Annotated in this window: 9 protein-coding genes and 1 pseudogene; 5 read left to right on the top strand and 5 right to left on the bottom strand. The window is 41.5% G+C overall.

The window, feature by feature from the left end:
* Positions 1–117: 117 nt before the first annotated feature.
* Complete coding sequence (locus tag UQW94_RS02455) at positions 118–1,863, top strand: LamG domain-containing protein (protein WP_239933139.1); 1,746 nt, start codon at positions 118–120, stop codon at positions 1,861–1,863.
* Between the two features lie 228 nt (positions 1,864–2,091).
* On the opposite strand, the gene UQW94_RS02460 is transcribed toward UQW94_RS02455, so the two are convergent.
* The 3 genes from UQW94_RS02460 to UQW94_RS02470 form a co-directional block, all read right to left on the bottom strand.
* Positions 2,092–3,135 carry a polysaccharide lyase family 7 protein gene (locus UQW94_RS02460; RefSeq protein WP_054578992.1) on the bottom strand — a complete coding sequence of 348 codons (1,044 nt, stop codon included), beginning with the start codon at positions 3,133–3,135 and terminating at the stop codon, positions 2,092–2,094.
* A gap of 197 nt (positions 3,136–3,332) precedes the next feature.
* On the bottom strand, positions 3,333–4,622 hold the full coding sequence (locus UQW94_RS02465; RefSeq protein ID WP_025998585.1) for an MATE family efflux transporter: 1,290 nt from the start codon (positions 4,620–4,622) through the stop codon (positions 3,333–3,335).
* Positions 4,623–4,811: 189 nt separating this feature from the next.
* Positions 4,812–5,528, bottom strand: a complete 717-nt coding sequence (locus UQW94_RS02470) for a FadR/GntR family transcriptional regulator (protein WP_170893278.1) — start codon at positions 5,526–5,528, stop codon at positions 4,812–4,814.
* Positions 5,529–6,088: 560 nt separating this feature from the next.
* On the opposite strand from UQW94_RS02470, the gene UQW94_RS02475 reads away from it, so the two are divergent.
* The 4 genes and pseudogenes from UQW94_RS02475 to UQW94_RS02490 all read left to right on the top strand — a co-directional run bounded on the left by UQW94_RS02475 (position 6,089) and on the right by UQW94_RS02490 (position 11,999).
* Entirely contained in the window at positions 6,089–6,808 is a 720-nt protein-coding gene (locus tag UQW94_RS02475) for a FadR/GntR family transcriptional regulator (protein ID WP_005388529.1), read from the top strand.
* A gap of 142 nt (positions 6,809–6,950) precedes the next feature.
* A pseudogene (locus UQW94_RS02480) lies at positions 6,951–8,814 on the top strand (putative nucleotidyltransferase substrate binding domain-containing protein).
* A complete protein-coding gene (locus tag UQW94_RS02485) occupies positions 8,814–9,530 on the top strand; it encodes a 3'-5' exonuclease (protein ID WP_033906974.1) in 717 nt (238 codons plus the stop codon). Before UQW94_RS02480 ends, UQW94_RS02485 begins: the two are co-directional and overlap by 1 nt.
* 687 nt (positions 9,531–10,217) lie before the next feature.
* Positions 10,218–11,999 (top strand): sodium:solute symporter family transporter, encoded by a 1,782-nt coding sequence (locus UQW94_RS02490; protein WP_322141969.1) that lies wholly within the window; start codon positions 10,218–10,220, stop codon positions 11,997–11,999.
* A 350-nt stretch (positions 12,000–12,349) separates the two neighbouring features.
* Here UQW94_RS02490 and UQW94_RS02495 read toward each other — a convergent pair whose 3' ends face one another.
* Both UQW94_RS02495 and UQW94_RS02500 read right to left on the bottom strand, forming a co-directional pair.
* Complete coding sequence (locus tag UQW94_RS02495) at positions 12,350–12,976, bottom strand: hypothetical protein (protein ID WP_005388545.1); 627 nt, start codon at positions 12,974–12,976, stop codon at positions 12,350–12,352.
* A gap of 326 nt (positions 12,977–13,302) precedes the next feature.
* Positions 13,303–13,623, bottom strand: a complete 321-nt coding sequence (locus UQW94_RS02500) for a DOPA 4,5-dioxygenase family protein (protein ID WP_005375836.1) — start codon at positions 13,621–13,623, stop codon at positions 13,303–13,305.
* Between the last annotated feature and the right edge of the window lie 15 nt (positions 13,624–13,638).

Genomic DNA, 13,638 nt, shown 5'->3' on the forward strand with positions numbered 1-13,638 from the left:
GCGATCATTGTATCTAGTGTGAGTCGGATCATTCTATTGATAAAACCATCTAGATGACAGAAATTATTTGTCTAACAATATTACATAAATAAAAACACATAGAAGTGAGTACCTACCATGCAAGTAACAAAAATTGCAGCAGCAATTGCTATTTCCACAGGTTTGTTAACCGGATGTAACACTGATTTAAGGGATGCACCATCAGCTCCCCCACCAACAGAAACTGAGTCTGAGTTGAGCCAAGGTATGTGGGATATTTCAACACCAGCCACTGTGGCGAAATCCGATGATGAGCACGACCTGCCAAACGTCTATGTCTTTGAAGACGGTACGCAAAAGTATTATAACGATGATGATAACTTCGGTACTTACACAATCTACACTTCAACTTATACCGAAGATAAAGATACAGAGACGCTTACATTCAACCTTTATGACGAGAGCGATCTAGGTAACCCTACCGAGTTAACAGGGACTTATGAAGTTTCAAACGGCATGTTAACCATCTCAGGAACAAATGACGGAAAGTTCACCGGTAACGATGAATCAGAAAACGATGCGGTGAAAGATGCAGTTGCAGCGGCAAATAATGACGCTGGCGATAACAACGTCGTACAAATTTTGGATACCAATAAAGGTGGAACAGAAGAAGACACCGGTGAGTTACGAATCAAGCTGTCTGATTCAACGAGTGTTTCAGAAATTTCAACAGGCCGACTAACTGTAGATCTAACTTACCAGCATCATGAAGAAACAGAACAGGAAGCCGACGGTTCTGGTGACAATGCTTACATCTCATTTTATGCAGCAAAAACCTCGAATTCCAACTTGCATGGCGAAGTGGCATTTGAAAACGGCAAAATCAAATACCGCGATGCAAGTGGAAACTTGACGGAAACAGGCGACACGTTTGAGTTAGGTGAAAACCTCGCGATAGAAGTCAGTTGGATAGAAAACTTCTTCTCTTTTTCGGTTAACGGTAAACAAATAGGTGAAATGTTACCTGTCGCTGATGGCACCGCTGTAACTTATGTATCACTGAGACTAGGTGATAATGGCAACACTACAAACTTTGAATTAAATGCAGACAACTTGAAGATTTACTCTAGTGATTCTGGCTCTGAAGTGTTGGTTCTAGAAGAGGATTTTGACAACTACATTCCAGGCTTAGACCTCGCGACAATTTACAACAGTGCATCAAGCGAAGCGGTTGTCATTTCAGACGGAAGTTCTAATCCTGATAAACCGTCAGAAGACGTGAGTGAAAACTTTGACTCATACCCAGTAGGAACAAATATCAGTTCAGCAAACTCTAGTTGGAAAGAATACAATACGGTTGCTGATGACTCCTCCACCTTGACGTCCGTGGCTGTAGTAAGTGATGACGTATCAAAGAGCGGCGCTAACTCTCTGCTAATATCCGACACAGATACGACCAACAAACCATACGTTACGCGCGAGTTTTCAAACGGAGCAACATCAAACGGTAGCGTGTCATTCGATGTTTACATTCCGTCAGACAACGAAAAAACTACATACATTAATGTTGGCTCAGGTAAAAACAACTCAGATCGTTACTACGAATTGAGAATTTCGGGCAGTGGTAAAGTTGAAGCCGAAGCAGGATCAGATGACGTAGAAATAGGCACTATTACGACTGACGCTTGGAACTCAATGTCCCTAGCTTGGGATGGTGATGAGATTAACGTTTCTATTAATGGAAAAACGGTTGATGCGCCAAGCCAGTCCGAAACAGGCTTAGACGCAACGAATACACCATCACAGCTAACTATTTACGTAGGGGACACAAGTGGTGCTTCAACAAAAGCATATTTCGATAACATCGATTCAAAGCAACTCTAGTGTTATTTTGTAGCACTTGATACTAGGCCAGGCTTTCGAGCCTGGCTTTATTTTTTTACCTCTTCAGAAGAACAAAATTCAACACAATACTCTAAATTCAAGCCAGTCCCAGTGATTGCTTGCTCTATCTTGTTTCTTACCTTTTAAAGAATTCCACTGAAAACAAAAGCCTCATCAAATCGATGAGGCTTAAGTAGAAATCGAGTAGCTCTTAGCTTTCTATTAGTTTCAATTTTGATTTAGCTTGAGCTTAGAAAATGTCACGCTGTTATAGTCACCGTTTTTCTTGTCGACTGAAAAATCACCGGTGCCCGCACATCCTGTACCCCACACAGGGTGAGACTCACTGACGCTACATTGACCATAAGCTCCTGCTTTAAAATAGAACATGTCTTCTGCGTAGCCATGCTCAAAGTCCTTACTATCAATCCCCTTACTGAGATCTATGGAATAAGTCACTGTCTCGTGGCGTTCTGTTTCAAACGTCAAGTTCATCATAGTTCCTTGAACTTCTATCTTGTAGCTGAACTCTTCACCAAGAGCGATACCTGCTTGGCCTGGTTCTTCAAGGTTATCCCAAGTATTTCCCCATACTGGATATGCAATATCAATACGATTTGGATCTTCCTTCGCTAGGTTACGCTCGTAGTTCCAAAATACAGAGCCCATTTTGTGTTCTGGGAATTTTTTATAGAAGATTTTAATGGGTTCATTTCCATGTCCATAACCTTTACCCTCTTTTATTCTTGCATCAATTTTTTTCGCGTGGATTTGACCGACAACAACAGAATGAGCAGGCCCTTTTTCTGGAAATTTGGCGTGTTCAGAAACATGGTTCACTTTCAAGGTCGCTTCCAACGTTCCACCTACGCGACTGTGTTTAGCAGCCTGAGGGTGGCTCGATAAAGCCCAATGGTTTGCTAAATCATCGGTTTGAATAGAAAAGTCAGCGCCACGAGGCATTTCACGTAGTTCAGAGCGAGCATTCTTCGAGTTTTTTGTCGTTACCGCTTTATTCTGCACTTCAAACACCAAGTTGCCTTCTTCGTTCAAGAAGAAGAAGTCTTTGTGTGAATAACTCAGCATCGCCACACCCTCGATTTCGTCCACTTTTCCGTCTTCATTGATATCGGAAGGAATAGTGATCTTCCAGTTTCGCATATCAAATTTATCGGCAGGGACTGGATAATCAACGCCATTATTTAAATCAGAAGCGATAGCAAGAGTTGGTAAGGTAACAGCCATTGCGGCTACGAGTAGATTGAGTTTCATGTTCAAACCTTATCATATGTAATATTGTCATACATATAATAAGGTTTGCAAAGGAATGATTCGAGGAAAGAAGTTATGATGTGCTCTATTGATCACAATTTATAAACTCGATAAACCCCAAAATGATAAGCTAGACATACTCCTCTTTAGTCCATAGCATCTACGAATCTTTTCGACCTAATCCAAAAGTCATAGGATCAATCGTACATTAGCTTGTCTGCCTTATTAATATCGAAATCTTTCAGAGACTTACGTGCTAAATGCCTAAATGGCCATGCCTTAACAATTTCTTCAAACGGCATGATTGCAAACACCCAAAATACTGAAAGATCCAAGTATAAAATCATCAAAGCACATAACGGTATTGAGATTACCCACTGACCGGTAAAGTTAATCTTAAACACCTCCGTTGTTTTACCTAACGCTCTCAAAATATGACCATGAACGGTGTTATAGCCACGTACTATCGGTAGCAGTATATAAAGTGGAGCAATCGCGGATAACGCTTTGTAAGTACTCGGGTCTAAGTCGGGATACAAATCAGGAAGAACGAAACTAAGTGCAAAAAAGAAAAATGCTGAAACGAACGAGATCATCACGGCCATATCAATACTAATATCGACATTGTTACGCAGCTCATCCATTTTTCTTGATCCAATTGCTTGGCTAATCGTGATTGCCGATGAATGCGCCCAAGCAGTAATGAACTGAGTACCCGCTTTGATCCAAGGCATCACGATAGTCATAGCGACATAAGCATTTAAGGTCAGTTGCGAGTACAGCAACATGTATATCGTTGCGCCAGTTTGTAGCATTGTGACGTTCGCCGCGACGGGGAAAATCTCTTTAAAATGCTTATGTATATTGCTTTTCAATGACGCATCAAGCTTCTTAATAGACAAGATGATAGAATCGTCAAGCTTAATGCACATGGTTAAATATAACAGCCGAATACTAATAGCAACCAAACTACCCGCCGCGGCGCCTTGAACGCCAATACCTTCAAAATTAGTCAGGCCGTGAATCAGAACATAAGACATCGCCACGTTGACTGGCAATTCAATCAAATAGCCTTTAAATGGAACTTTGGTCCGTCCAAGCGCATTGAACACCGCAATCATAACCTGAGTAATGGCATTGAATATGACGATGAACTTAGCAATTGCAAGGTAGCATTTTGTCTCCGCATAGAGATCAACGTTATCCGTCAACTTACTGATTAACGCTTCATCAAAGACAGTAATCAACAGCCAGAATAAGGATGCGACTAGAACGTTGATAACTAAAGCTGCCCAGAAACCTTTATTTAACGATAGATAATGACCAGAGCCTACGGCACGGCTAAGTACCAATTGAGACCCATTTGCTAGAGCCATTTGGATACCTAAAACAAAAGAAACTATTGTTGTAGCAATCCCCATAGCAGCAAGTGAAACTTCACCTAATGGCGTAACAAGCAGCGTATCAATCATAAGCATTGATTGCATCAACAAAGCATTAAGAGCAAGCGGCCAAGCAAGAGATAAGTTTTTCTTTATATATGGTTGGGAAAACATTAGTAAACCTTTGTAATGAGGTTAAACGTTTAAACTAAAGAGCCCTGTCATTAGGCAAAGTTCATGACAAAAAGAAACGACAGAAAACTCTTTTTAGTCAATAAAAATGTACGCAAGATCTTAACTATTCACGGCGTCGGAAAGCCTCTGATTCTCATCATTTAACAGCGTTTGAGAGGCTAAACGAGCTTGAAATGAGTTTCCGACCATAATTGCATCATAAATTGCACGGTGCTCATTAAGGCAGAACCTCCCTCCTTCAACTGACTTGTCAATAAACACCTTAAATATGGTCGAAAGTATATTGCTGAAGGGAACGTAGAATTGATTATCGGTACAAAGGAATATCGTTTGATGAAACAAATGATCGTTAGCAATCCACTCATCATAATCGTGACATCGTGCTGCCATCATCATTCTTTGAAATACAATTGACAACAGCTTTCTTTGCTCAGCATTGGCATTTTGGGCTGCCAGCGCACACGCCTCTGGTTCTATGGCTTTACGCAATCCTAAAAACTGAGATAGAAACGGCTTAGTATCTTCTAAATCTTGGATCCACTCTAAGAGTTGAGGATCAAGAAAATGCCAATAGTTTCTTGGTAGTACCGTAGTTCCAACTTTTGGTTTAGAGATAATTAAGCCTTTAGCAGACAGCAACTTCGTCGACTCTCGTAGTGCTGTCCGACTAACACCAAACAACTTACACAGTTCTATTTCACTCGGGAGCTTCTCATTTTGACTTAATTCTCCTGACAATATTTTGCGAGAAATCTGTCTTGCTACTTGTACATGTATCTTGTGATTTGAATTCCCGAGAAGTGAAAACTCTGCCATCTATATTCCTCATTGCCAGCAGCCTAAACGACTTGTTTAGCTAATAATTAGAAAAGGCCAAATGAAACACGCTTTGAAGGCGGAGACTTTCTGTGTAAATGTAAAGCACTGTTATTTAGCGTCTAAAATCTAACGATCTTATGAATATGATTTTTACTCGCGAGGTATATTGGCCAAACTCAATATTGAATGGTCGAGTAGTAACATCATGCACACCGATCTTTAGTATATAATAATACAATATCACTTTATTTAACAAGAAACCTGATCTTCTATTCAAATTGTGTGCTGTGTATTGAAAATCAGTGAGTACAATAAGTAGGCGCGACTAGAGTTAACTAACATATTGAGCTAACAAATAAATAAGGAATGATGTAAGAATCGGTGGCCTCATCTGTTATACGCTAAGTATCATAATCATGAAGGCTTCATAAAGCAGTCGGAGATTCAAAATGGATTTGTGAAGACAGCTGTTATTACGTAAACATCTTCTTGGTGAGCTACACTTTGGATGATATAGTCCAAGCTTAAATAATACAATTTTAACGATAAGTGATTTTATGTCTGGTGAATTTCATTCTATCTCCGGTTCCAAGCGCAGCTTACATGTACAAGTAGCTCGCGAAATTGCTCGTAGCATTTTGTCAGGCAAGATCCCTCAAGGGTCCATTCTTCCAGGAGAAATGTCCCTGTGTGAACAGTTTGGTATCAGTCGCACAGCTTTGCGTGAAGCCGTAAAACTTTTAACATCAAAAGGTTTACTCGAGTCACGTCCAAAAGTTGGTACTCGAGTCATCAACCGAGCGTACTGGAACTTTTTAGACCCACAATTAATTGAATGGATGGACGGTCTAACAGAGATAGATCAGTTCTGTCATCAATTTTTGGGGTTACGACGCGCGATAGAGCCTGAAGCTTGTGCACTCGCAGCGAAAAATGCCACTGCGGAACAGCGAATTCAGCTATCAGAAGCATTCCAAGATATGTTGGAAGTCGCTAAAGCAGACGAACTGGACAAAGCGCGCTGGATGGATGTAGATATTCGTTTCCATAGCATTATTTTTAACTCAACCGGAAACGACTTTTTCTTACCGTTTGGGCATGTTCTGACTACAATGTTCATTAACTTTATTGCTCACTCATCTGAGGAAGGCAATACGTGCATCGAAGAACATCGTGAGATTTATGAAGCAATAATGGCAGGCAATGCTGAAAAAGCACGTCAAGCTTCGGCTAACCACTTGTTGGAGTCAAAACATCGCTTACCCGAAGCCAGTTAAGCTTAGGGCTTGGGCGATCTAATAACTAGGCAAAAGCACGCATCTCGCGTGCTTTTTTAATTTCGTTTCCTCCAATTCTTTATGGCACACCATCAATATTTTGATATATAGTAATACAAATGTATTTTGAGAATGTTGTGTTATGACCGACTCGCTACTGCCAAATATCATACAGTTTATCAGCCAGATTGATCCGTTTGACAAGGTACCTAAAGGTGCACTTCGCGAGCTTGCTTCATCTGTTAAGATCACTTATTTAAGCAAGGGGGATGTTGTTGATCAATGTTCTTCTAAGAACGAAAAGTCACTTTATATTATTAGAACTGGCTCTATCGAACAGCGTAAATCTGATGGCATATTGAGAGCTAAACTTGGTCCGGAAGATTTGTTTGGCTTCACTTTTCTTGGTAACGAAGTCGAAAGCGGAAAAGAATACAAAGCAATTGCAATCGAAAATTCATTAGTTTATGTAATTCCAAATGCTGCGCTGAAAAAGTTGTGCACTTCTCATCCTGAATGTGCTGAACATTTTGCATCACAAGCTCAGGTACGGCTAAAGTCAGCATTAGATGTCGTGTGGTCTAACAAAGAAAAAGGGTTGTTTATTCGGCGTGTAGAGGAAGTTGCTAGTGGTCGAGTTGCAATTGTAACCGCTGAGCAATCCATTCAGTCAGTCGCCAACGAGATGATCGATAAGTGCTCTCCCTGCGCTGTCGTTTATCGTGATAATAAAATAGTTGGACTGATTACCGACCGAGATATGACAAAGCGAGTCATCGCCAAAGGATTAAGCATCTCAACACCAGTCGTCGAAGTCATGTCGCCTGATCCTAAAACAATTCATCCTGACGATTTAGTTCTGCACGCAGCCTCCATTATGATGCAGCACAACATAAGAAATTTACCCCTAGTCAGAGACAATAACGTCGTTGGCGTTTTGACAACAACGCACTTGGTTCAAAACCATCGAGTCCAAGCAATATTTTTAATTGAAAAGATCAAATATGCTGGCAGTGTCAAAGCGTTGTCTAGTTTTACGTCTGAGCGCCAAGCTATTTTTGAAGCATTAGTCGAAGGACGGGTTTCACCAGAAATCATTGGTAAAGTGATGACCATGATTATGGATGCGTACACTCGTAGGTTAATACAAATAGCCATTGATAAGTTGGGAACACCTCCCTGTGACTTCTCTTGGATTGTGGCAGGCTCTCATGCTCGCCAAGAAGTACATATGCTGTCAGATCAAGATAGCGCCATCGTATTAGATGATTCGGCAACAGATAACGACCGTATCTACTTCAAACATTTAGCAATGATAGTAAGTAATGGCCTGAATAAATGTAACTATCCATTGTGTCCAGGGAAGTTTATGGCAGCGACCCCTAAATGGTGCCAGCCTCTCTCTGTTTGGAAAAAGTACTATAAGAAATGGGGTGGCAAATCCTGAATACGAGCGCCTCCTCAATATCAGTGTCTTTTTAGAAATCCGAACCGTTTATGGAAACAAAGACTTTGAACAGATACTTCGCGATGAGCTTCACTCTAACATCAACGCTAATAGAGAATTCCTTACGATGTTAGTTAACGATGCGGTGAAAACAAACCCACCGCTAGGAATATTCAATAGCCTAGTATTACAAAAATCGGGAGAGAACAAGAAAACGCTCGACGTAAAAAAATACGCGATTAATCTAATCATTGATCTTGCAAGGATTTATGGTCTTGCAGTTGAATGTGACCTCACTGCAACTGATGAGCGTTTTAAAGCAGCCAACGAAAAAGGGCTGCTCAGCCATGACGCGTACAAAAATATAATAAACGCATATCAATTCATCTTGTCGTTTCGATTTGCCCATCAATTAGAAGCACTAAAAAGTGGAGATGAGCCAAATAACCACATTGACCCCAATACGTTCGGTAGTTTTGAACGTCAACATTTAAAAGACGCGTTCCGCATCATTGCAGATCTACAAGAAGTCGCCAAACTCCGTTTTGGGAGCCGATAATGAAGCGCTTACTTGAGTACTTTCATCCATTGACACGAAAAAATCGTCAGAGACAAAAGCACTGTAAAAAGAAGCACATCCCTCTTTATCTTAAAAAGCTGCTTCGCTCGCCAAATCTGGACGTAAATCAACGAGCTTTTGACACTGAGTTCATCGTTCTAGATCTTGAAACAACTGGCTTAGACAGTGAGGACGAAGTCATTCTTTCCATGGGCTGGGTAGAGATTCGACAAGGCCATATTGACTTAGCAACAAGCCAACACCTTTATGTACATAGCGACTCAAAAATTAAGCCCGAAACCATAGTTGTTAACCATATTACCCAACAGATGCTGACTGATGGAATCTCTATTCATGAAGCAATGCGGACATTCTTTAAAGCAGCAGAAAACAAAGTTATTGTTGCGCACGGATGTATAGTCGAAACTAGCTTTATTAATCAATATTTACAGCGAGTTTTCAACATAAAAGAGTTGCCGCTCATTTGGATAGACACCTTGCGAATAGAAAAAAGGTTACAAAGAGCTATCAATGCTTCCGATGAATCAGATGTGACTCTAGCAGCGACAAGGGAACGTTACGGGTTACCCGCTTACAACGGCCATAATGCACTTGCAGATGCAATTGCAACTGCAGAGTTACTATTAGTTCAACAAACCCGTATCGCACCTCAGACAAAAGCGACAGTCGGGCCCCTTTACCGACTTAGCCTGTAATCATCCAGATCACAGGCCTATTTGCTAAACATGTTCTCTGTCACAATTTGGTATCATCAGCATTTACCTTGATTAATAATACAATATCATTAATGGGGTCGGCGTTAGCAAAATGCAGCGAATAGCCATTGTCACTTGCCAACATCAGAGCGAGTGTAAACTGATTAGTTGCTCCATATCATAACTACATTTTAGAGAGCTTAGCATTGCATGTGCGCAATGATTGTCGAAGATCTAGCAGCGTTACATAAACAACCGAATTCAGGTGATGTCCCCTCGAACGTCATCTGCAGTGGTTAGTAATCATGTAAAGCCGCTGTTGCGAACTTCAGCCGACAGCTCGCGGTACTAGTACCGTTTGGCCCATGCAGTACAGGCTTGCATGGGCTTTTTTTTTAACAATCCTACATCAATCGATGTTAAATCCCTCTGCCAGATATGCATAAATCCGCGTCCATTCTTATTAGAGGACTTAAGATTCTTTATAAGTATATTCATAGAACCCATACCTAAACTCGACACCTTTAGCGGCTTCAGAGAAAAGCAATATCTGACACCGATCACTTGTATGATTAATTAACGGGTTTATTACGCCTTACTGGTCACGGTTTTGAGTTATTGTACTACAAATAAGAGAAGCGAACGTTACTATTACTTAGGACAATAAACTACTTCAAAGGTCTAAAGATGGAACTCAATACTCTCATTGTGGGCATCTATTTTCTATTCTTAATCGCAATAGGTTGGATGTTCAGAACTTTTACTAGTACTACAAGCGACTACTTCCGAGGTGGCGGCAACATGCTTTGGTGGATGGTTGGAGCAACGGCGTTTATGACTCAATTCTCTGCTTGGACATTTACTGGCGCCGCTGGTAAAGCCTACAATGATGGTTTTGCTGTCGCCATTATTTTCCTTGCAAACGCGTTTGGTTACTTCATGAACTTCGCTTACTTTGCACCGAAATTTCGTCAGTTACGCGTCGTAACTGTCATAGAAGCCATTCGTATGCGTTTTGGTACAACAAACGAACAAGTATTTACTTGGTCTTCGATGCCAAACAGTGTTGTCTCTGCAAGTGTATGGCTTAACGCCCTTGCTATTATAGCTTCAGGTATTTTTGGTTTTGATATGACAGCAACCATCTGGATTACCGGTTTAGTTGTACTTGCGATGTCGGTAACTGGCGGCTCTTGGGCGGTTATCGCCTCCGATTTCATGCAAATGGTCATCATCATGGCGGTAACGATCACATGTGCAGCCGTTGCTATTGTTCAAGGTGGTGGCGTTACTGAAATTATCTCTAACTTCCCAGTCGCAGAAAGTGGCAGCTTTGTTGCAGGTAACAACCTGAACTACTTAAGCATCTTTAGTATTTGGGCGTTCTTTATCTTCGTTAAGCAGTTCTCTATTACAAACAATATGTTGAACTCTTACCGTTACCTAGCTGCAAAAGACTCTAAAAATGCAAAAAAAGCAGCTTTGCTAGCATGTGTATTGATGCTGGGTGGAGTTTTCATTTGGTTCATGCCTTCTTGGTATATTGCAGGCCAAGGTGTTGATTTAGCGGCAGCTTATCCAGATGCTGGTAACAAAGCAGGCGACTTCGCGTACCTATACTTCGTTCAAGAGTACATGCCAGCAGGTATGGTTGGACTTCTGGTCGCTGCAATGTTTGCTGCTACGATGTCCTCTATGGACTCTGGTCTTAACCGCAATTCAGGTATTTTCGTAAAGAACTTTTATGAACCGATCGTTCGTAAAGGCCAAGCATCAGAGAAAGAGCTAGTCGCAGTTTCTAAAGCAACATCGGCGGTATTTGGCATTGCAATTATTCTAATCGCGCAGTTTATAAACTCTCTAAAAGGTCTGAGTCTATTCGACACTATGATGTACGTTGGTGCGCTCATCGGGTTCCCAATGACAATTCCAGCGTTTTTAGGCTTCTTTATCAAGAAAACTCCAGACTGGGCCGGTTGGGGAACTCTAGTCGTGGGTGGCATCGTTTCCTACCTTGTTGGGTTTGTTATCACAGCTGATATGGTGTCATCGGCGTTTGGCCTTGAGGAGTTGACTAGCCGAGAATGGTCTGATGTGAAAGTAGCAATAGGTCTAATCGGACACATGACGCTAACTGGTGGCTTCTTCATGTTGTCGACTCTATTCTACAAGCCTCTAACTGACAAACGTCAAGCAGATGTCGATAAGTTCTTTGAAAACCTATCAACGCCTCTTGTAGCGGAATCAGTGGCACAGAGAAAGCTCGATAACAAGCAACGTCAAATGCTGGGTAAACTTATCGCGGTCGCAGGTATAGGTGTCATGTTTATGGCTCTGCTACCTAACCCAGTATGGGGGCGCTTAGTGTTTATTCTATGTGGTGCCATCGTTGGAGGTGTTGGTCTACTACTTGTAAAAGCTGTGGATTCAAGCGCTGAACAAGCCTCTGAACCTGTGACAGAAAGTTAAATCTCTTATTCTAATAAACGCGGCTATTCTTTGGCCGCGTTTTTTAATTCTAAGTTCCCAGTACGAACACTTCACCCTTTTACGAAGACATATCATCTTGTCTAGGGTTATCGAATTGCAGCTTTATTTTGTCATTCGATAAGGCTAAACCAGAACGTGATAATCTGATCGAGTTAAAAGTGCAGCCTACCTTGCTTAAGTAAACGCCCCAAAGCCATCCAAATACCTGATGAAGTAAAGATCTCGGCTCGTATACTTTGTTGCCGCTTCGTGATTTAGACTGGCTAGTCCTTTACATCACTACCTAGTCTACAAGCCAAACTATTCCCGCTGAACAAACCATCTCGGGATTACTTAGGTACACTATTTTCTCTTTTTGCAGATGGCACAACAACCGCTACCAATAAAGCTAACAGCAGGAACACAGGGCTAAGCATTAATCCATGCCAGATTGAATACCCATCATGGAACAGCCAGAATATACCAAGCGTCAGTAGGTACGAAAAGTAGCTGCAAAACACCAAGCTAATCGCGACAAAGCGCTTTTGATTAATAATAAGAATCCGCACTAGATACTGGCTAAGAATACCGGAGCAGCGCATGGCAAGTTGCCAATTAATGATAAAGAAAGCAAGCGCAATAAACCCAGCTACGACCAGTGCATCATGCGTGCTTAAAATGAAGTAGCTACCAAATCGGCTTATGATGACCGGATAATCGCCTTCGTATATCGTTGACCAAGATATTGCGTTCGCTGCTGCTACGTAATTGGCAAAATAAGCAATAGCGTAGAAAGTCGTTTGAGAACTGAACGGCTGAAATACATCCCTACAAAATCCTCGCCATTCTTCTTTGTTGGCGGTAGGCCCTACCCAGTCACGTTTTTTTTGGGCGGTACGCTCGGCAAACTCAGGCCCGTTGCGAAACAACAGCCAAAATATATAGAGTGCAAGTATAACCAAGAGTATTGAAAACATACCCTTCCCCCTCAGAAATTATCGGCGCCACTGCCAATGGCGTTGGGGTCGTAAACTGCACTTCCCTGCTATACCTATTTGATTTATCAAATACTTATTATTTTATTACCACCAAAATTCATTTAATGGCATGCTAAACAGCGACATTTTCACGCTTTGTGCGTGAAGTTCGAAAGCCTACTTTTAGGTTTAGCACAAAAATAGCTACAGCAAAGCGTAAGAAAGGGATTCCGCATCCATCAATGAAGATGAGGCGTTAAGCAGAAGCTGCGACCGCAATGAGAAGAGAAGGATTCAAAGCGGCCATGCATGGACGAGAAGAGCAACTATTTCTCTAACTTTTCTTCAAATACACCAATCTCTCTGCCCAACCAAATCGCGCGTTCTGTGTGATCGAGCAACTCTTCTTCGCTTACTGGGTGAATAAGCACAGAAAAATCGCCTCGAATCGTATCAAGCCACGCCAAGAACTCTTCACTCAATGATTCTAGGTGAATTTCAAACATCGGCATCTTGTGTGGGCCAACTAACCTTCCAACTAATGGAAACACACGCAGCACATCTTGACGCTCTTGACGGATGATCTCGTTCAAGGCTTGCGCTTTATCTTGTTCTCTTAGGGGAAAATAAACATGAGCGTGGTACATAACTTCTCCATAATC

The sequence above is a fragment of the Vibrio sp. PBL-C16 genome (assembly GCF_034321865.1).
In the GTDB taxonomy this organism is placed as follows: Bacteria; Pseudomonadota; Gammaproteobacteria; order Enterobacterales; family Vibrionaceae; genus Vibrio; species Vibrio alginolyticus.